Genomic DNA, 19567 nt, shown 5'->3' with positions numbered 1-19567 from the left:
GGGCGCTGCGTACCGTGTACGCAGCGCCCTTCCTTGTTTTCATTCTCAACCGGCTCCGGGACAGGAATCCCGCGGTGCCGGGCGTATGGCCCATATTCAAACGGGCTCCAGGTCCTTAACCATGACAAATTCAGCGATCCCGGGCTTTACCGCATCGCGGAGCACACCCAATCTCCAGTAGCCGCGCGCCTGATAGAATTGCTGGGCGCTCTCGTTGAAATCGCTGACCATCAAGGTCACCCGCCGGCTGCCGGCCTCCCGGGCCAGGCGCTCCAGATGCTCCATCAGGAACCCTCCCACACCGCGCCCGCGGAACCCATCCCTGACTCCGATCAGGCTCAGATAGGGATACAGGCCGCAAAAGCCTTTCATGACGATCCGCATGGCCCCGGCAAGCTCGCCGGATTCGCTTACCGCCAGATAGAGCTCCCCCTGCTCCGCCGCCCGGTGCAGGCTCGCCTCCAGGCGGCCCGGGTCCTGAAAATATCGCTCATAGATCAAGCTGTTCCGAAAAATCTCCTCGCAGCCCTCCGGGCACTCTGGTCCCGCCTGTTCCAGCTTTAGCTGCATGCCCCGTTCCCCCTCGCCGGCAGAGATATTTTCCCCATAATGGCCGCTTCCGACGCGCCTGTCACACTGGGGAGGGTATTCGTGCGCTCCCGGACGCAGCAGTCGGCCAGCAGGGCGAAGGCGACGGCTTCCTTTGCGTCGCTGCTCCAGCCCAGCTCCTCCTGGGTCCTCACCTTTACGCCGTGAGGCGCAAAGCGCCTGGTCAAGTCCCCGAGCAGGGTGCTGTTATAGCTTCCGCCCCCGCCCACGATGAGCTCTCCGGCGCGGTACCGCCCCAGCACGTACCGCTCGTAGGCGTCCACGATGGACCAGGCCGTGAGATCGGTGACCGTCGCCACCAGGTCCGCGTCGGAAATAGGGTGTGTCTTCCGCCAGTCCAGTATCTTCGCCGTATATTGTGTCCCAAATCGCTCCCGCCCCGTGGTCTTGGGCAGCGGCCGGGCATAATAGGGCTCCTGCTGGAGCCAGGCGAGCAGCCTCTGGTTCACGGTGCCGCTGCCGCCGAGGCGTCCGCCCTCGTCAAAGGTCTGTTTTCCACCGGTAACGGCCGCCGTCACGGCATCGATGATCATGTTTCCCGGACCGGTATCGAAGGCATAGACCTCCTCCGGCTTTGCCTTCGCTGGCATCACGGTCATATTCCCGATCCCCCCGATGTTCTGGAGCAGGATCGTCTCGTCCTCTCTCCGGTATAGGAGATATTCGGAAAAGGGTACCAGAGGAGCGCCCTGTCCTCCCATGGCCATGTCGGCCACCCTGAAGTCGGACACGGTGGGGATCCCGGTGCGCCCGGCGATGACCGCCCCCTCGCCGATCTGGACTGTGTAGCGGATCGGATACCCATCCTTTTCACAGATCTCCGGCTGGTGCCAGATGGTCTGCCCATGGGAGCCGATCAAGTCGATATCCTCCGGCCCCAGCCCCGCCTTTTCGATCACGCTCCGCGCAGCGGAGGCGTAGAGCTCTCCCAGCAGGAAATTCATATACCCCACTCGATCCACTGTGGCTGATTGGGGCTGGAAAAGGCGGAAGATCTGCTCCCGCACCGCCGGGGGATAGGGGCGGTTCTCAAAGGCCAGCAGCTTTACCTGCGGCGCGGCGGCGCTTCCCCCGATCTCCACCACAGCGGCGTCCACCCCGTCTACCGAAGTGCCCGACATCATGCCCACCACCCGGCGGACTGCTTTCTTCTGGAGCTCTCGCAGCATCAGTGCACGCCTCCTTGCTCCGCTTCCCGGATCGCCTGGGCCAGACGGCCCTCACAGCGCTCCAGCAGCGCCCCCGCCGACGGTGCGTCCAGGCCGCTTTTGATCATCAGGATTGCAAGCTTCACATGTCCGCCGGCTGCCTCCAGGGCCCGTCCTGCGCACGCCGGGTCCACGCCGGTGGCGTGGATGATGAGACGTTTGGCTCTGTCCTCCAGCTTCCGGTTGCTGGCCTTCAGATCGACCATCAGATTGCCGTATACCTTGCCCAGTTTGATCATGGAGCAGGTCGTCAGCATATTGAGGACCATCTTCTGGGCGGTGCCGGATTTCATTCTCGTGGACCCCGAGATGACCTCCGGCCCCACCAGGGGGGCTATGGTCACGTCGCAGAGCGCCTCCAGCCTGGAGTGGGCGTTCGTGCATACCCCGATGGTTACGCTCCCCCGCTCCTTTGCCCGCCGCAGCGCCGCCAGAACGTAAGGCGCGCTGCCGCTGGCGGTGATGCCTACCACCACGTCGGTCTCCCCCACCTCCAGACTGTCCGCCAGGTTCCTTCCGTCGGCCTCGCTGTCCTCACAGCCCTCTACCGGGCAACGCAGAGCGGTATCCCCGCCGGCGATATAGCCCTGCACCATTTCCGGAGAGACGCCGAAGGTGGGCTGACATTCCGAGGCGTCCAGCACGCCCAGCCGCCCAGAGGTCCCGGCCCCCAGATAGATGAGACGCCCCCCTTTTTTGAAGCATTGATAAATAAGGTCCACCGCCCGTGCGATGTGCTGCTGCTCGGCGGCCACCGCCCCGGCCACAAGGGCGTCCTGGCGGTTGATCATGGCCACCATTTCTTCGGTAGAGCAAAGGTCGATATTCCGGGTGTCCTCATTGATCCCCTCGGTGGACAGCCCCGCCAAATAATCGTCCATCTCACCACCTCCAATCTGTTCCTTTTCAGACTATCGCATCCATTCCCCGCTGTCAATAAGATTTCATGTTCTTTGTTGAATTTTTGAAATTTAGTTTTAAAACATATGGACTTATACTGTCGTTTTTGCTATACTGGATAAAAAACAATGGGGAGCTCCACTATGGGTTGTACACTTTTGATCAAAGAATGTCTGGACAGCCTGACAAGCACGGAACAGCGGCTGGCCGCATATCTGCTGGACCACACCTCTGAGGTCATCCATATGAACGCCAAGGAATACGCCGCAGCCTGCACCTCCTCCCCTGCGGCGGTGGTCCGTTTTTCCAAACGGCTGGGCTTTAAGGGTTTCACCGCGCTCAAATTGGACTTGGCCCGGGAGTCCGGACAGGGAGAGCTGGATGATTTCCAGGCCGCCATCCGTGACAATGACGATATGGAGACCATTGTCCGAAAAGCCGAGCGCATTCATCTCCAAAACACCTCTCTCACCTACCAAATGCTCAACGTCTCCATCCTGTCTCAGGCTGTGGAGGAGATCTGTGCCGGCAGGCGCATCCATCTCTTCGGTGTGGGTGCCTCCGGCCTGCTGGCCATGGATTTTCTCTATAAATCCTCCCGCATCGGCATTCCCGCCACCTACCACTCCGACGCCCATACCAATCTCGCTACCGCCTCACTGCTGGGGCCGGAGGACATCATCATCGCCATCAGCTACAGCGGCGAGACCCGCGAGACTGTGCTGGCCGCCAGAGCAGCCAAAGAACACGGCGCCAAGGTGATCGCCATCACCCAGGCCAACCGCAACACGCTCGCCCGTCTGGCCGACTATCCCCTTTTCGTCCCCGGTGAGGAGAAGGAACTGCGGGTGGGCGCCATGACCTCCCGCACCTCCGGGCTCTTCATCCTGGACCTGCTGTATCTCGGTATTGCAAAGCATGACCCGGAGCGGACCGAAGAGAGCCTGCGGCGGACCCATGATCTGATTCGCAGCTTTCAGGAGGAATAAAATTTCATTTTTTCTTAGTTAAGAATCCGCGGGTGAGCGCAGTGACCATCAAACTCACCAAGTTGCTCATTTTGGACCTGCTACATCCGAGTGCGCCCGTTGCACCCTTATCAAGGTTGAACCTGGGAGCGCCATAAACTTCTAAAATGAGTGTTACTAAACAAAGCACATAACGCCAGAAGATACATATCTTCTGGCGTTATGTGCTACTAAATTTGATTTATTTAATTTCGATAGTATACTCAATTGATAAAGTCGTAGATGCACTAGGATTGTGGAGATAATAATGTTGGATACCTGATGTAGTCGCAGTAACTGTGGACGACAAGATGCCATCTTTATTTGAAGTACTGGCAAAGGTACCATCTTCACCCACTGCGCTATGCTCTATAGTCGCACTGGCTGGCGTCCAAATTACAAGCCACACAACACTCGAACCCGCTGAAACAACTACAGGGGTACTAAGAGTTTTAGTTTCTCCTGGTTTAAGCGTCATTGAATAACGACGTGTGGGAGAGAGGGTTTGCTCTGAATATGCAGAAGTACTTAACATCGCGGATGGTAAAATGCAAGCGAGAATTAGTATTGTAGAGACTACCTTTTGACAGACACTTCTTTTCATTTCAATGCTCCTTCACTAAAGTTTCATCATCAACCTATTATGTAAATAATAACTCATACTCAATTGTAACAGTATTTGCTGAATAGTTTTCTAAACAGACCTGGTAATATGATGTGTGCACACATTGAAAGGAAACTATCCCAGTACCGGACACAATTTTACTGTCCTCAAACTCCCCAGTGTTCCACTCAAAAATTTTAACTAGGATATCAGCTTTAGGCTGTGTAGTAGATGTGATTCGTACTCCTAAAATGTTGCCTTTTTCTAGGTATGGGATAGCCACTCTTTGGCTACCACTGCCCGGAATTGTTACACTCATTGACCGAGGAGTGATCTCAATTGTTTGAGCTGAAGCGAAGGAAATATTACTTGATACAAGTAAAGCAACTACAAATAACAGTGCTAGGCTTTGTTTTAAAATTTTTCTCACAATTATATCCTCCTTACTAAAATCAAATTGATAAAATTGCAATAGCGCCTATCCTGCATTGGAATCACCTCATTTTATTATATATAGTGCCCAATTTTTTACACTTAAATTATATACATTTAATCCATTTTGTCAACAGATATGCAAGAAAAAGTCTAATTAGTTTCGAAAAGCGTTATACATAATAGTGTTTATTATTAATGGGCGACCTAGTATATACCTTTGACCGAATCCTGGGCAAAACTGAGGCCGGCGACATCGGCGCGCTGGGCAGCAAGGCCAGCTATTACGGCGGTGTCACCGCTGTGGAGGCCCTGGACACCTATACCGTCCAATTCACGCTGGCTGAGCCCAACGCCGCTTTCCTCAGCACCCTGACCAGCAACTACGGTGCTATCGTGGATAAGGACGTGATCGAGGAAAACGGCGATCTGATGCGCGCGGACGGCGGCACCGGCCCCTTTACCCTGGGGGAGTGGCTGCCCGACAACTACGTGACCATCACCAAGTTCTCCGACTACTGGGACGCCGACCGGGTCCAGCTTGACGGCATCACCTACTTCCTCATCGGCGATGAAGCCGCCCGGCTGGCCGCCCTCCGCACCGGGGAGATCGACTTTGCAAGCCTGTCCGCCACCAACATTGCCGCGGCGGAGAAAGAGGCGAATCTGAACGTCATCAGCTACCAGACCAACGACTACATCGCCTTGGGCTGCAACCTCTCCACCCCCGCCCTCCAGGATATCAACGTCCGCCAGGCCATGAGCTATGCCATGGACCGCGACGCCATCATCAACGTGGTCTTCGGCGGGCAGGCCGTCCCCTGTTCCATGGTGCCTCCCGGACTGGGACACTGGTCTCTGGACGTCTCCGACATGGAGCTCTACCAGACCAATGTGGAGAAAGCCAAGGAACTGATGGAGGCCGCCGGTTACAACGACGGCAACCGTCTGACCCTGAAAGTGGCGGCCGGCCTCATGGACTCCATCCGTCAGGCCGCTGTGGTTCTCCAGCAGCAGTTGGCCGAGATATACATCGACCTGGAGATCACCAATCTGGAGTCCGGCGAATACGTGGACATTTGGGGCAAAATGAGCACCCCTGAGGCCGGTTTTGACCTGATGATCGTCAACGACGGCGCGGGCACCGATCCCAACCGCTCCATCTCCTTCTTCTTCGGCACCGGTGCCAGCGCCAACGTGTTCGGTTTCTCCAACGAGCGGGTGGATGGGCTCTGCGCCCAGGGTATCGCCACCACCGACGAGTCCAAACGCGAGGAGATCTACAATGAGGCCCAGCTCATCTGCATCGAGGACTGCACCAAGATCTGCATCGCCAGCCCCATGAAGTATTTTGTGACCGCCTCCTACGTGGAAGGCTTCGCCCCCTCCTCCGCCGACGCCAGCAACTTCCGCGACACCTATCTGGCCCAGTAATCTCTGTATTGCGGGGATGAGGCAGCGGACAAAGTCCTCTGCCTCATCCCTCTCTATCTCCGTCTTTGAGGACTGACAATCCCCAATCGCCGGATATGCGGTTGGGCATTGTCAATTCTCAATGGCTTGCCGGGAGTGTGACACTATGAAAAACTATACGATCCGCCGCATCCTACAGCTCATCCCTGTTCTGTTTGGTATCAGCGTCCTCATCTTTGCCGTCATGAAAATGATTCCCGGCGATGTCATCTCGGGTATTCTGGGTGTGGAAGCCACACCGGAGCTCCGCGCCCAGTTGGCCGCCAAATATGGGCTGGACAGGCCCTATATCGTCCAATACCTGGACTGGATCGTCGGTGTCCTCCACGGAGACTTCGGCGAATCCATCCGCACCTCCGCCCCCATCCTCCCCGAGATCCTCAGCCGCTTCAAGGTCACCGCGGAGCTCACAATCATGGCGGCCGTGATCTCCTGGTGCATCGCTATCCCCTTGGGTGTCTTGGCCGCTGTGAAGCGCAACACCTTTGCCGACCGCTTCGTGCGGGTATTTGCCCTGCTGGGCGTCTCCGTCCCCGGATTCGCCCTCTCCATCCTGCTGATTCTGGTACTTTCCCTGGCCTTCAATTACTTCCCCCCGCTGGGCTACGTCGGTTTTTTCGAGGACCCGCTGCGCAATCTCCAGATCATGATTCTCCCCGCCGCCATCCTGGGGGTGAGCATCTCCGGATCGGTGATGCGCATGACCCGCTCCTCCGTCCTGGAAGTGCTGCGTCAGGACTTCATCAAGACAGTACGTGCCAAGGGCGCCAGTGAACGCGTGGCCATTTTCAAGCATGCCCTGCGCAACGCCCTGATCCCCATCATTACCCTTATCGGCATGCAGATCGGTTCCCTGCTGGGCGGCGCCGTCATTGTGGAGCAGATTTTTTCCCTGCCCGGCCTTGGTCAGATGACGCTGACCGGCATCAATCAGCGGGACTACCCCGTGGTGCAGGGCTGTGTCCTGTTCATCGCCTTTGTCTACGTGCTGGTGAATCTGGTGACCGACCTGCTCTACGCCTATATCGACCCGCGTATTTCTTACGACTGAGGTGATCCGCCATGAAACGATTTGGACAGATCCTACGGGAGCTTTGGCGCGACCCGATGGGGCGGATCGGTATGCTGGGCATTTTCCTTGTCATTCTGATGGCGGTTTTTGCCCCCCAGCTATCCCATTTCGGCCCGGAAAAAATGGTTGGCCTCCCCAAGGCGCCTCCCAGTTCCGAATTTTGGTTCGGGACGGATAATTATGGACGCGACATTTTCAGCCGCATCCTGTACGGCGCCCGCGTCTCTCTGCAGGTTGGCATCATCGCCGTGGGCATCGCCGCCACTGCAGGCTATGTCCTGGGGCTCATCGCCGGATATTTCGAGGGCTGGGTGGACCGCGTCATTATGTGTGTGATGGATATCTTTTTCGCCTTTCCCTCCATCCTGCTGGCCATCTTTATCTCCGCAGTGCTGGGCCGCGGGCTGGTGAACACCATGATTGCCATCGGCATCGTCAATATTCCCGTGTTCGCCCGGACGGTCCGCGCCTCGGTCATCTCCGCCAAGGGGCTGGAGTATGTCCAGAACGCCAAGTCCGTGGGCGTCAGGACCGGCGCGATCCTGATCCGCCACATCTCTCCCAACGTCGTGGCCCCCTTCACTGTTCAGGCTACCCTGGCCCTCTCCAGCGCCATTCTTACCGAGGCGTCCATGAGCTTCCTGGGCCTGGGCATCCAACCGCCGGACCCTTCCTGGGGCTCCATGCTGTCTGAAGCGCGGACCTTTATGGAACAGGCCCCCTGGATGGCCGTTTTTCCCGCTCTCTTTATCATCGTCACCATCCTTCTCTTCAATATCCTGGGCGACAGCCTCCGCGATGTGCTGGACCCCAAGTTGAAGCTTTAAAGGGGAGGTCAGGAATATGGATCATCTGTTGGAAATACGCAACCTCTCCATCGAGCTCCCCCAAGGCAGGCGGAAACCGCCGGTCAAGCTGGTGGAGGGTGTGGACCTCACGGTCCGCAAAAAGCAAAACTTCGGCGTCGTGGGAGAATCCGGCTGCGGCAAGAGCATCACTTGTTCCTCCATCATGGGCCTCCTCTCCTTTCCCCTTTCGCTGGGTCAGGGCAGTTCCATCCGTTTCCAGCAGGGGGACGGACGCGAGGTGGAAATCACCGGTCTCTCCAAGGCCGAGCTGCGCAAGCTGCGGGGCCGGGACATCTCCATGATTTTTCAGGAACCCATGACCGCGCTGGATCCCATGTACACCATCGAGGAACAAATTTGCGAATCTCTTCTCTTTCACGCCAGCCTGAGCAAGGCGGAAATGCATGACGCTGCGCTGGAAATGCTCAGGAAAGTTAAAATCCCCCGTCCGGAGCAGATTTTAAAGGATTATCCCCACCATCTCTCCGGCGGCATGCTGCAGCGTGTGATGATTGCCATTGCGCTCATCAACAATCCCCGCCTTCTCATCGCCGATGAGCCCACCACCGCGCTGGATGTGACCATACAGGCCCAAATCCTGGACCTGATGAACGAGCTGCGGGAGAGCTACGATACCTCTGTCATCATGATCACACACGATTTGGGGGTCATCGCAGAGACCTGTGAAGAGGTCGCGGTATTTTATGCCGGTCAGGTGGTGGAGCAGTCCGATGTGAACACGATTTTCCACGCGCCCGCACATCCCTATACCGCTGGCCTGCTGCGCTCTGTCCTCTCCCTGGGCGGCGCGCAGCAGGAGCTCTATACCATCCAGGGCACGGTGCCCACGGCGGGAAATTTCAGCGCCGGCTGCCGCTTTGCCGACCGCTGTGAGCACTGTATGGACATCTGCCGCAATCGGGCCCCCGTGCTGTCGGAGATCTCTCCCGGACATCTATGCCGCTGCTGGCTCCATGCGGACACGCCAAAGGAGGAGACAGCATGAGCGGACACAATGTCATCCTGGACGTGCAGAACCTCCAGACCTACTTCCCCATTCAAGGGGGAGTCGTCCGGAAAACCGTGGGCTACGTCCATGCCGTAGAAGACGTCTCCTTTCAGATCCGGGAGCAGGAGACATTCGGCCTGGTGGGCGAATCCGGCTGCGGCAAATCCACCACGGGCCGCACGATCCTGCGGCTGATCGAACCCACTTCCGGACATATCTATTTCGATGGTCAGGATCTGTGCGCCCTGGACAAAGAGTCCATGCGGCAGAAGCGCCGGGATATGCAGCTGGTCTTTCAGGACCCCTATGCCTCCCTGAATCCCCGTATGACGGTGCGGAAGCTGCTGGAGGAGCCCCTGAAGACCCATTTTTCTCTCTCTCAGGCCGGGATGGACGAGCAAGTCCTGTGGATCTCCCAGGCGGTCGGTCTGTCCCCCGAGCAGTTGGAGCGATACCCGCATCAGTTTTCCGGCGGGCAGCGGCAGCGCATCAGCATTGCCAGGGCCCTCATCACCAAGCCCCGCTTCGTCGTGGCCGACGAGCCCGTATCCGCCCTGGATGTCTCCATCCAGGCCCAGATTCTCAATCTGCTCATGGGACTTCAAAAAGACCTGAAGCTCTCTTACCTCTTTATCTCTCACGACCTCAATGTGGTCCGCCACATCAGCAATCGGGTCGGCGTCATGTATCTGGGCCGCATCATGGAGTTGGGGGATACCGAAGATGTCTACCACACCCCCATGCACCCCTATACCCAAGCCCTTCTCTCCGCGATCCCCAAGCGGGACCCATCGGAGGAAAAAGCGCGTATCCGCCTGGAGGGCGACGTCCCCAGTCCCGCCTCCCCTCCCCCCGGCTGCGCCTTTCACAACCGCTGTCCCCACTGTACGGCGGCCTGCAAGGAGCAGGTGCCGGAATCCAGAGAGCTCTCGCCTGGTCACTGGGTCGCCTGTCATCTCTATGATTGAGAATAAAAAAATCGGAGCCTTCCCTGAGGAAGGCTCCGATTTTTTATCCCGTTCCGCCGTTTTTTATTTTCCTACCGCACGATTGATCGCGGAGAGGATACCGCGCAGGGGGGCCAGATTGATATTGTGATCCACGCCGACGCCGAAATGGTCGGTCCCCTGTGCGTCCCGAAGCTGTATATACGCCACCGCCATCGAGTCAGAGCCGGCCTGGATCGCGTGCTCCTTATAATCCACAAAGGTGAACCGGTCCATCTTCTGCCCGTGGATGGCGTTGAAGAAGGCGTCGATCGGGCCATTTCCCTCCCCGGATACCTGGAAGACCGTGTCCTTGTGGGAGAGCGTCCCTTCAAAGGTGACATGGGAAACTCCCGTTCCATCCGTACTCTCACGGAAAGCGTGCTTGATCAGCCGATACGGCGCATCAATGTCGATATAGGCGTCCCGAAAAAGCTCATAGATACGCTCCGGCTTGAGCTCGGTACCCACGCGGTCCGTCTCCACCTGGACGATCTGTCCAAACTCCGGCTGCATGGCCTTGGGAATATCGTATCCGAAATTCGCCTGCATCACAAAGGCCGCGCCGCCCTTGCCGGACTGGCTGTTGATCCGGATGATCGGCTCATACTGGCGGCCCACGTCCGACGGATCGATGGGAAGGTAAGGCACTTCCCAGAGCGTGGAGTTGCTCTCCCGCATGTACTGCACGCCTTTGTTGATGGCATCCTGATGCGACCCGGAAAATGCAGTAAAGACCAGCTCTCCCACATAGGGCTGCCGCTCCCCTACCTTCATCTTGGTGACGCGCTCATATACGCTCCGGATCTGGTTGATATTGGAGAAGTCCAGGCCGGGGTTGACCCCTTGGGTGTACATGTTCATGGCCAGGGTGACCATATCCACGTTGCCGGTCCGCTCTCCGTTTCCAAACAGGGTCGCCTCCATACGCTCAGCCCCGGCCAGCAGGCCCATCTCCGCCGTGGCTACACCCTCCCCTCGATCATTGTGGGGGTGCAGGGAGATAATGGCACAGTCTCTGGAAGGCAAATGCTCGATGAAGTACTCGATCTCGTCGGCAAAATAGTTGGGCATGCAGTTCTCCACCGTAGAGGGCAGATTCAGGATCACTTTGTTCTCCGGCGTGGCCCCCAATTCCTCCAGTACCCGCTGGCAGATCAGCACGGCATTGTCCATCTCCGTCCCCATGAAGGATTCAGGAGAATACTGATACCGCAAATTGGTCCCCCCACGGATTACCGGCTCGGAGAGCTCGCGGATCAGTTTGGCCGCATCCACGGCGATCTGGATGATGCCGTCCATATCGCTGTGGAACACCACTTTTCTCTGCAGCGTAGAGGTGGAGTTATAAAAATGGAGGATCACATTCTTCGCTCCCTCCATGGCCTCAAAGGTCTTGCGGATCAGGTGCGGGCGGGCCTGGACCAGCATCTGGATGGTGACATCGTCCGGGATGTGGTGGCCGTCGATGAGCGCCCGGAGAAACTCATATTCCGTCTCGGAAGCGGAGGGGAAGCCCACTTCGATCTCCTTCACCCCGATATCCACCAGGGTGTGGAAGAGCTCCAGCTTTTCCTCCACATTCATCGGATCAACCAGGGCCTGGTTTCCATCCCGCAGGTCCACGGAGCACCAGACGGGAGGGTGGGTGATCTGACGGTCGGTCCATGCGCGATGCTCCATCTTGATGGGTACAAAGGGGATATACTTGTTTTTCGGATCTTTGACCATGATAAGGTGCCTCCTTTTTCAATTTGCTGCGCGGGGGTATAAAACTTCATGCGCCATTGGCGCGCCACGATAAACAGGCAAAAGCGGGTGCATGAAGTTTTGCGCATGTGGGCCGTCCCGGCCCACGCGCTTTGGTTCCAGGCCGTGCCGCCATAGGCGGCGCATGGCCCTTTTGCCTTGCTTTAGCATAGCAAAACGCCCCCGACCATTACGGTCAGGGGCGTATAGTACGCGGTACCACCCTGATTCAACCGCCGGTTACCCGGTCGGCCCTCGTCAGCCTCCAGCAAGGCCCTGGCCAGTAACGCGGCCGCACGTTCCATCCTACTCGCGGTTCAGACAGACGGCTCTGGGGCCAGTTTACACCTGCACTCGCCGCGCCGGTTCACACCAACCACCGGTTCTCTGAGCGGGATATACAGGTCTTCTTCCCTTCATCGCCTTTGATTGTGTTTATTCTAGAAGATTTAGGAACTCTTGTCAAGCAAAAAATAAAATCTGCTTTCCTTTTCGGGCAAGATAGTCTATAGTAATAGCTATCCCGATTTGAAAGAGATGTGATATTTGTATGGACCACAGCAATTTTTATGACTCTGAACGGTACCAGGAGCAGTACGGGCAGAGAGAGTCTCTGGGCGCCTATACGGCCAGGACCTTCCTCTGGATGTTCCTCGGTCTTCTCGTCACCTTCGGCGTCGCTTTAGGCGGCTACCTGACGGGGGTGATCGTCTACGTCTTTGCCATTCCCTATTTCCACATCGTCCTGCTGGTAGCGGAAGTGGCCGTCGTCTTCTTCCTCTCTGCCCGCATCCAGCATCTCTCCGTGCCCATGGCCCGCGTTCTCTTTTTTCTCTACGCCGGGATCAATGGAATCGTTTTTTCCGCCTACTTTATCATTTTTGATGTTTTGAGCCTCATTCTGGTTTTCGGTGCGACATCCCTTTATTTTGGCGTGCTGGCCCTCTACGGTCACTTTACGAAAACGGATCTCTCCCGCCTCCGCCCCATTCTCCTGGGCGGTCTCATTTTCCTGTTGATCTTCGGCATAGTCTCCCTGTTTCTCCCCTTCCTCGGCGCGCTGGACCGGGCCTACTGTCTGATCGGTATCGCAGTTTTTCTGGGCTTCACCGCTTATGACACACAAAAGATCCGTGCCTACTACGCTTTTTATAGCGGGGACGCTGCGATGCTGCGGAAGGCCTCCATCTTCTCCGCACTCCAACTCTATCTCGACTTTATCAACCTCTTCCTCTACCTTCTCCGTTTCCTGGGCCGCCGCAAGGATTGACCTATTTCCATCTTTTTTGTAAAAGGTATTGACATTCTTTGTGAACCTGCTATAATATCATTCGTGCCCGCGATAGTGGGTGCGAAATAGCGGGATTGTGTAAGGGTAGCACGACAGACTCTGACTCTGTTTGTGAGGGTTCGAATCCTTCTCCCGCTGCCATGAGGAAACCCTGGAACCACAACGGTTCCAGGGTTTTTGCTATGTTATAAAAGTGCTGAATACCCCTATCTTTACCCCTTACCGGTTTACAAGCTCTTTTATGTACTCCTCCATCCTGGCGGCGCTGTCCTCCTTCATGCGCTCCGAAACATGGCCGTAGACGTCCAGGGTAAAGGCCGCCGTAGCATGGCCCAGATTGCCCTGAACAGTCTTCACATCATCCCCGTTCTGTAGGGAGAGGACGGCGAAGGTATGCCGAAGATCATGGACCCGGCTGTCTGGTGCTCCGATCTGAACGGCCAGCTTCTTGTAATGGTTATAGACCGTTTGTGGGCTGAGATTCCCGCCGGTGGCCGTAGTGAATACTAATGCTGTTTTTCGCTCCTCTGCTGTGCTCCATCCCTGCCACAGTTGCCCAGCCTTGAGACGCTGGGCGCCCTGCTCCTTCTGCCTGCGTTTGAGAAGGTCCATGACGAAGGGAGCGGGCTTTAAAACACGGACTTTATCATTTTTTAACGGAGCAAAAGTGAAGCCACCATCCTTCAACGGTCGCTTTTGGAGTTGCTTGCACACCTTGACTGTCCCATCATTAAAGTCCACGCAATCCCATGTTAGTCCGGTGGCCTCAGCTTCCCGTAGGCCAGTAAAGAGAATCAGCTTTAAGATAATCTCATATTCGTCTCCTGCTGCCGTCTGGAGGAAGTTTTTCACCTGCTCATCCGTGAGCGGGTGAATTTCTTTTTTCTCTACGCGGGGCAAAGTAACGCGGTCAGCCGGGTTGTCCCGGAGGTAACCCGCACTGACAGCCACAGAGAGGGCTTTCGTGAGGATGCCGTGGACATTGCGGACAGATTTTGCAGACATAGGAGCGGATTCACAGACCGTCTTTCCATCTTTCTTCAAGACCTTCCCGTCCTTGTCCCTCTTCGGAATAGACCGCCCGGTTTTGAGCAGATCGTTGTAGAATTTCTGGATAGTATGGGGCGCAAGCTGGGACAGCTTCACCGCACCCAGAGCGGGCTTAATGTGGGCTTCCACCTGGGCTTTATAGTGCTTGACGGTCAGATACTTTTTATCACCCATATACTCCTTTGTCCAGATGTCAAGCCATTGTTCCATTGTCATTTTTGACGGTTCAAAATACGTCCCCGTATCAAGCGCTGCCACAGCCTGGGCCAGCTTTTGCCGTGCTTCTTTCTGTGTTTTCCCATAGACAGACTTTCTGATCTGTTTCCCGGTGCCAGGGTCCCGGCCTACGGTATATCGGGCCTCCCATGTTCCGTCCGCCCTCTGCCGGAGGCTTCCCGCTCCCTGAGCATTGCGGGTTGTCTTTCGTGCCATGTTCATTTCTCCTCCCAATTAAGCCCTTTAACAAATTCTTTCATAAATTCTTGACAAGCAAAAAGCGACACAAGCATTTTGTCGTATTCTTCGGAGGTAAGCGGACTTTTTCTAGAGAGCGTCACATATCTACCGGCGTTGTTTGAAATAGCCTCCCATAATCCTCCGGGGGCAGTGATTAGATCACTGATAAATGCAAGCATTTTCCAAGAGCCCGTATCGAAGTAATAATTTACAGAAATAAGGGCTTCGACTGCTGCTTCGGAAAGACCGGTTTCCTTATGTATGGCCTGGATAGTCTGGTTAGGGGTTTCTACATCTGTAAGCCCTAAAATATAGTCAGCAGAAACACCGAGGGCTTTTGAAAGGGCTATCAATCCTTCAGTTCTTATGTCACGCGTTGCATTTTCCCAATGCGTGATAGTGCGGGGAGACTCCCCTATTAGGGACGCAAGCGCAGACTGTGTGAGGCCACGTTTTTCTCTGACTCGACCAATTCGGCAACCAATATCACGCCGCACCTTTGATGCTTTTTTGTTCTCATGCTCCATGTAAATACCCCCAAAAGTCCACTTTTGTTCTCAAGTTACCATTTAGGTAACTTTGGTATTGCCAAACCAAATATTACTTGATAGCATCATATCAGAAACACATTATGTTCGCAATAGTAATTTTAGAGAACATTTCGTGTAATCGGATTATTTTAAGGGGGTAAGCAGTTTGGAAAAGCTGACCATTACAGTTGAAGAGATGGCGAACGTCGTTGGAGTAAGCAGGCCGAAAGCCTATGAGCTGATTCACAAGGAGGGATTCCCGGCCGTCCGCATCGGTCGTCGTGTTGTGATTCCGATTGATGGCTTGAAGCGCTGGCTGGAAGAACAGGCCGTGTCTGTTGGTTAATATGGCGTGGGTAAGCGTACATGATGGAGTGAACGGACCAAAATTGCGGAAGCTGGCAAAGGCGGCCGGAGTATCTAAAGCAGAGGCCCTGGGAGTCCTGGTAACTCTTTGGATCTGGGGCCTTCATAATGCAGATTGCACTGGAGAAATAAAATATGCAGATACCCGGACAATAGCCGCCGCTATCCCGTCCGATATGTTGAGCGCAGAAACAGATCATCGGCGGCTTGTAGAAGCTCTAATATCCACAGGGTGGATAGACAACATAGACGGCGTACTATATCTCCACGACTGGGATGAATGGCAGGAGCAATGGTATAAGTTCCTTGAAAAGAAGGCCTATGACGCTGAAAGAAAAAGGAAAAAGCGAAAAGAGGTGCGCAAACAGAGTCCGCAGGATTGTCCGCCGGACAGTCCGTAGGAAAATCCCTCGTAACCAGTACCATAACCATAACCAATACCATAACCATAACCAATACCAGAACCAGTATATAACCGTGGAGGATATACGGTATACGGGGGGTATGGGGGGAGAAAACGGACTGTCACCGTGACAGTCCACGGACACCTCAACATGAGAGTGGGAGGAATGAAATTTGACCACATTGGAAGAATTGGAAGCAGCCCGGGAGGCTGCCATAGAGCTCCAGAGGCGCATAGAGGCTTTACCCATTGGCGAACAGTTCCGGCCCAGGATAGACCGCATTATGAGCAGCATTGATGAAGCGTTTGATTTTCTCCAGGTTACCCCGGAATATCAGGTGTTTCGGGATCGCCTTCACGAGCTATCTTCTGTGCTTCAGGAAGCCTCTGAACTCCTGGGCACATAACGAGAGCGGGGGCCGCATAGCTCCCGCTCAACCTGTTCTGCGGACGCTGCCGGGGCACCCGTCCCCGCTGCCCATCGGCCCCCTCCGCTCTGGCCGCCGCCCGTCGGCCTGGCTCCGCTGTTCGCTGCGCCGCTGCCTACGCCCCCCTCCGCCTCGCTGCTGGCCGTGCTGCGGCCCGGCCCGGCTCGGTCCCCTGGCCCTCGCCTGGGCCGCTGCGGTCGCCCTTGCCTGCTGCGGGCTCCCTGCGTTCCTCGGGGCGGTGGGATCCCCGGCTCGGCCACTACTCGCCGCCTGTGGGCGCCCGTGGCTCCCGAACGGTGCCTCTGGCGTCATCACAGAGCTGGAGGCAGTTGGCCGCCAGGACTTCATCAATGGGAACGCTCAGTTCGTGTTTATCCCCTCGGAGGCCTAAAACCACCGAATTTTCCGTGCGTCCTACGGACAATCCCGTGAAAATCCGGTGAAAATCATGTGAAAATCCCTCGTAACCATAACCATAACCAGAACCATAACCAGAACCAATATATAACCGTATTCTCCTTACGGAGAATACAAAAAATCGCCGGCTTACGCCGACGCTTTACCACCTTGGGAGTTTTAATTTTGATGATGCCGAACGAGGAGAAGCGGTGCCGCCCCACTACAAGCACACCGTCTCTGAAGAAAACCGAATGGAGTTGCCGTCCAGTACCCTTTGACTATATCACAGAATAGAGGGTGCCGCAAGTGATAAGCAATGAAGAATTGGCGCTACGCATAAAAAACGGCGAGGCGGAGTACATACCGGAGCTGTGGGAGCAGGTGCGGCGATACGTTGAAATGAGGGCCAAACGGTACGCGCGGAACATGGAAAACCACTGCGCGGACGTTGACGATCTGATACAGGCCGGGTATTTTGCTATGCTGGCGGCGGTCCAGGACTATGAGCCGGAGCGGGGGGCGAAGTTCCTTACCTGCCTGATCTGGGCAATCCAAAAGGAATTTGCGGCGGTGGCCGGGGTGAGGAGTACCAGAAGAGATGCCACCGTTTACGCCGACAGTCTGGATGCTCCTTTGACAGATGACCCGGAGGTCGGGACACTGCATGATCTACTGGCTGATTCCAGGGCCCAGGAGCCATTCTTAGCTGTGGAGGAGGAAAGTTACATCCATGCAGCACATGACGCCTTAGAGGCGGCTTTAAATGGCTTGTGCGATGCGCGAAAGAAACGGCTCATATCTGAAATGTACTTTGAAGGCCGGTCGATGACAGAGGCGGCGGAGTTGGCTGGGTACACTAGCAAGCAGGGAGCTGAGCGAGACCATAAATGGGTATTGCGTCGGCTGCGCCATTGCTCACAAACTCGCGCACTCAGAGAGCTGCTACATGGCTATGACGATGTAGATATACCCTCTGAGGCCATTAAGGGCGTCAGTGTGCGGCGATGGAAGGAAACCGGGGAATCAGCCACGGAGCGGGTGGCCCTCAAACTGACGTAAGGAGGAGAACCATGAACCAGCGAAAGCGGGCTTTCTGCGAAGCCTATCTATTGAGCGGAAATGCGACGAAAGCGGCGGTGGAAGCCGGTTACAGCTCCAAAACTGCCCGGAGCACTGGACAAAGGCTGTTGACTTTTGCTGACGTGCAGGAATATCTTGAACAGCGAAATAAAGAAATCAGCGCGGCCAATACCGCCGACGTGGAGGAAATACGCCGGTTCTGGACGGCTACCATGAGGGACGGCGGGGCCAGGACCGGGGAGCGGCTGAAGGCGTCGGAGCTGCTGGCGAAATCCTACGGGGCCTTCCTGGATCGGGTTGGAATAGACGGGGATATATCAATCCAGGCGGCTATGAGAGATTTAACCACGGAAGAACTGCGGCAACTTGCACAGCTTGACGGGGACCCGTGGTAATAGACCGGAAAGCCGATAGAGACCGCAGAGAAACGCTTGACCATCTTGCGCCTGCGAAGTAAAATAACTGTGGTTACTTGCGGAGCCAGTCTTGAATCGTAAGTATCAGTTGCAGGATGAAAGACCCTGCTGCCGAGATAGCCGCTACTATCTCAAAAACTGATGCCTTACGCTTCGGGACTGGTCTCTGCATTTACGCATACGAAAAGCCGGGGAAGATGATCCCCGGCTTTCTGTGTTATTTATAAACGTCCCCACGGTTGCCAATCGTCAGCACCCGCACAATCAACAAAATTCCCTCAATGGTGTAGATCACCCGGTAGGAGCCAACACGGAGCCGAAACAGGTTGCTGTGACCACTCATGGGCTTAATATCTCCGTTGTCCGGCAAACCCTGAATGGCCCGTAAAAGGCGCTCACGCTGTGCCTGTGGCTGCTTTTGGAGGAATTTCACAGCAGGCTTTTCAAGCACTATTTTATAGCTCACAGGGACACCCCCAGCTCCTTTGCAACATCCTCCAGGCTGACCGCCTGGCCCCTGTCTGGGTCCATCTTGTATTCCTCATACAGAGCATTGCAAAAAGCATCATCTGCCGCTTCACTGATTGCGTCCCGTGCCGCCTGGAGCATGGCGGCTATATTGGCGAGCTGCCCCTCGCTAAAGCTGTTCAGAATATCAATGCACTTTTCCCGGTTGCTCATTGGCTGACGCCTCCTTTCTGATCCCGTATCATGGCCTCCTCAATAGCCCGGCCAATGAATCCGTTGACGCTCTCACCCTGGGCCGCCGCGTGGGCCTGTATGGTCTCCTTACGGCCCTTGGGGACGGTAAGGTTGATACGGTCATATGCCTTTGAAATCCATTTATTCTGAGCCCGTTGCTGCGCTTTTGACGCCGGCATATCTATCCCTCCCTGGGGCATTTTTATTTGTCAATACCCTTTCCATTGTAGGTATATTATACACCAAAAGTCCATATTGCGCAATGATTAAATCTCACAAATATAATTGCGCAATATTGTGTGTATTTCCAATTGATATTATTGCGCAATGATAGTATAATAAGACCATAGAAAAGGACCACACAACAGGATCAAGCCAAAGCGGTAGAACCAATAGGGAGCGCGAGGTAAGACCGGGACAGGATAGAAGTCACACAGAAAGGCAAGGAAGACTTAACAGCCCCCCGGCGCTTGATCCAATTGCAAGGACGGTACAAAAATGCTGGAGCAGAAGCGAATAGACAACCTATACCGCCTTCTTCACCGTGCG

Annotated in this window: 22 protein-coding genes, 1 tRNA gene and 1 other annotated feature; of the genes, 13 read left to right on the top strand and 10 right to left on the bottom strand. The window is 55.6% G+C overall.

Features of this window, described 5'->3' with window-relative positions; all coding sequences use genetic code 11:
* Positions 1-96: 96 nt before the first annotated feature.
* The 3 genes from SRB521_RS06665 to murQ are packed head-to-tail and all read right to left on the bottom strand — an operon-like array spanning position 97 to position 2698.
* A complete protein-coding gene (locus tag SRB521_RS06665; protein WP_075704089.1) occupies positions 97-570 on the bottom strand; it encodes a GNAT family N-acetyltransferase in 474 nt (157 codons plus the stop codon).
* Positions 561-1778, bottom strand: a complete 1218-nt coding sequence (locus SRB521_RS06660) for an anhydro-N-acetylmuramic acid kinase (protein ID WP_116722007.1) — start codon at positions 1776-1778, stop codon at positions 561-563. Before SRB521_RS06660 ends, SRB521_RS06665 begins: the two co-directional genes overlap by 10 nt.
* Positions 1778-2698: an N-acetylmuramic acid 6-phosphate etherase gene (gene murQ / locus SRB521_RS06655; protein WP_075704091.1), complete on the bottom strand. Its 921-nt coding sequence runs from the start codon at positions 2696-2698 to the stop codon at positions 1778-1780. The genes SRB521_RS06660 and murQ overlap by 1 nt, the downstream gene beginning before the upstream one ends.
* 147 nt (positions 2699-2845) lie before the next feature.
* Here murQ and SRB521_RS06650 point away from each other — a divergent pair, with 147 nt between their 5' ends.
* Positions 2846-3706, top strand: a complete 861-nt coding sequence (locus SRB521_RS06650) for a MurR/RpiR family transcriptional regulator (RefSeq protein ID WP_116722006.1) — start codon at positions 2846-2848, stop codon at positions 3704-3706.
* A gap of 659 nt (positions 3707-4365) precedes the next feature.
* On the opposite strand, the gene SRB521_RS06645 is transcribed toward SRB521_RS06650, so the two are convergent.
* The gene (locus SRB521_RS06645; protein WP_129868819.1) at positions 4366-4758 is read right to left on the bottom strand and encodes a hypothetical protein; all 393 of its coding nucleotides are present in this window, start codon (positions 4756-4758) and stop codon (positions 4366-4368) included.
* 200 nt (positions 4759-4958) lie between these two features.
* On the opposite strand from SRB521_RS06645, the gene SRB521_RS06640 reads away from it, so the two are divergent.
* The 5 genes from SRB521_RS06640 (at position 4959) to SRB521_RS06620 (ending at position 10130) form a co-directional block, all read left to right on the top strand.
* Positions 4959-6194: an ABC transporter substrate-binding protein gene (locus tag SRB521_RS06640; protein WP_116722005.1), complete on the top strand. Its 1236-nt coding sequence runs from the start codon at positions 4959-4961 to the stop codon at positions 6192-6194.
* Positions 6195-6339: 145 nt separating this feature from the next.
* Positions 6340-7284 (top strand): ABC transporter permease, encoded by a 945-nt coding sequence (locus SRB521_RS06635; RefSeq protein WP_033116492.1) that lies wholly within the window; start codon positions 6340-6342, stop codon positions 7282-7284.
* A gap of 11 nt (positions 7285-7295) precedes the next feature.
* Entirely contained in the window at positions 7296-8132 is an 837-nt protein-coding gene (locus tag SRB521_RS06630) for an ABC transporter permease (RefSeq protein WP_033116491.1), read from the top strand.
* Between the two features lie 16 nt (positions 8133-8148).
* On the top strand, positions 8149-9159 hold the full coding sequence (locus tag SRB521_RS06625; protein ID WP_116722004.1) for an ABC transporter ATP-binding protein: 1011 nt from the start codon (positions 8149-8151) through the stop codon (positions 9157-9159).
* Positions 9156-10130 (top strand): ABC transporter ATP-binding protein, encoded by a 975-nt coding sequence (locus tag SRB521_RS06620; protein WP_033116489.1) that lies wholly within the window; start codon positions 9156-9158, stop codon positions 10128-10130. Before SRB521_RS06625 ends, SRB521_RS06620 begins: the two co-directional genes overlap by 4 nt.
* Positions 10131-10193: 63 nt before the next feature.
* On the opposite strand, the gene leuA is transcribed toward SRB521_RS06620, so the two are convergent.
* Positions 10194-11879: a 2-isopropylmalate synthase gene (gene leuA, locus SRB521_RS06615; RefSeq protein ID WP_075704096.1), complete on the bottom strand. Its 1686-nt coding sequence runs from the start codon at positions 11877-11879 to the stop codon at positions 10194-10196.
* A gap of 213 nt (positions 11880-12092) precedes the next feature.
* Positions 12093-12326 (bottom strand) — a binding site (T-box leader).
* Positions 12327-12447: 121 nt separating this feature from the next.
* Here leuA and SRB521_RS06610 point away from each other — a divergent pair.
* The gene (locus SRB521_RS06610; RefSeq protein WP_116722003.1) at positions 12448-13167 is read left to right on the top strand and encodes a Bax inhibitor-1/YccA family protein; all 720 of its coding nucleotides are present in this window, start codon (positions 12448-12450) and stop codon (positions 13165-13167) included.
* Positions 13168-13255: 88 nt separating this feature from the next.
* Positions 13256-13329: transfer RNA gene (locus SRB521_RS06605), tRNA-Gln, on the top strand.
* A 78-nt stretch (positions 13330-13407) separates the two neighbouring features.
* Here SRB521_RS06605 and SRB521_RS06600 read toward each other — a convergent pair.
* A complete protein-coding gene (locus SRB521_RS06600) occupies positions 13408-14670 on the bottom strand; it encodes a site-specific integrase (RefSeq protein ID WP_116722002.1) in 1263 nt (420 codons plus the stop codon).
* A 2-nt stretch (positions 14671-14672) separates the two neighbouring features.
* A complete protein-coding gene (locus SRB521_RS06595) occupies positions 14673-15221 on the bottom strand; it encodes a helix-turn-helix domain-containing protein (RefSeq protein WP_116722001.1) in 549 nt (182 codons plus the stop codon).
* A gap of 169 nt (positions 15222-15390) precedes the next feature.
* Between SRB521_RS06595 and SRB521_RS06590 the strand changes: the two genes are divergently transcribed.
* The 5 genes from SRB521_RS06590 to SRB521_RS06570 all read left to right on the top strand — a co-directional run bounded on the left by SRB521_RS06590 (position 15391) and on the right by SRB521_RS06570 (position 18295).
* Positions 15391-15570 (top strand): excisionase family DNA-binding protein, encoded by a 180-nt coding sequence (locus SRB521_RS06590; RefSeq protein ID WP_116722000.1) that lies wholly within the window; start codon positions 15391-15393, stop codon positions 15568-15570.
* 43 nt (positions 15571-15613) lie between these two features.
* On the top strand, positions 15614-15991 hold the full coding sequence (locus SRB521_RS06585) for a hypothetical protein (RefSeq protein ID WP_129868818.1): 378 nt from the start codon (positions 15614-15616) through the stop codon (positions 15989-15991).
* A gap of 175 nt (positions 15992-16166) precedes the next feature.
* Positions 16167-16400 (top strand): hypothetical protein, encoded by a 234-nt coding sequence (locus SRB521_RS06580; protein WP_116721998.1) that lies wholly within the window; start codon positions 16167-16169, stop codon positions 16398-16400.
* A gap of 726 nt (positions 16401-17126) precedes the next feature.
* Complete coding sequence (locus SRB521_RS06575; protein WP_116721997.1) at positions 17127-17879, top strand: sigma-70 family RNA polymerase sigma factor; 753 nt, start codon at positions 17127-17129, stop codon at positions 17877-17879.
* Positions 17880-17890: 11 nt separating this feature from the next.
* Positions 17891-18295 carry a terminase small subunit gene (locus tag SRB521_RS06570; RefSeq protein ID WP_165366588.1) on the top strand — a complete coding sequence of 135 codons (405 nt, stop codon included), beginning with the start codon at positions 17891-17893 and terminating at the stop codon, positions 18293-18295.
* A 238-nt stretch (positions 18296-18533) separates the two neighbouring features.
* Here SRB521_RS06570 and SRB521_RS06565 read toward each other — a convergent pair whose 3' ends face one another.
* Genes SRB521_RS06565 through SRB521_RS06555 form a run of 3 tightly spaced genes read right to left on the bottom strand, consistent with a single transcriptional unit; the run spans position 18534 to position 19197 of the window.
* Entirely contained in the window at positions 18534-18782 is a 249-nt protein-coding gene (locus tag SRB521_RS06565) for a type II toxin-antitoxin system RelE family toxin (RefSeq protein WP_116721995.1), read from the bottom strand.
* Positions 18779-18997 (bottom strand): hypothetical protein, encoded by a 219-nt coding sequence (locus SRB521_RS06560; protein ID WP_116721994.1) that lies wholly within the window; start codon positions 18995-18997, stop codon positions 18779-18781. The genes SRB521_RS06565 and SRB521_RS06560 overlap by 4 nt, the downstream gene beginning before the upstream one ends.
* A complete protein-coding gene (locus SRB521_RS06555) occupies positions 18994-19197 on the bottom strand; it encodes a hypothetical protein (protein ID WP_242976549.1) in 204 nt (67 codons plus the stop codon). Before SRB521_RS06555 ends, SRB521_RS06560 begins: the two co-directional genes overlap by 4 nt.
* Between the last annotated feature and the right edge of the window lie 370 nt (positions 19198-19567).

Origin of the sequence: Intestinimonas butyriciproducens, from assembly GCF_004154955.1 — a bacterium.
Classification (GTDB): domain Bacteria; phylum Bacillota; class Clostridia; order Oscillospirales; family Oscillospiraceae; genus Intestinimonas; species Intestinimonas butyriciproducens.
Note: the sequence above shows the minus strand (reverse complement) of the source record. Positions and strands in the feature narration are given on the sequence as shown.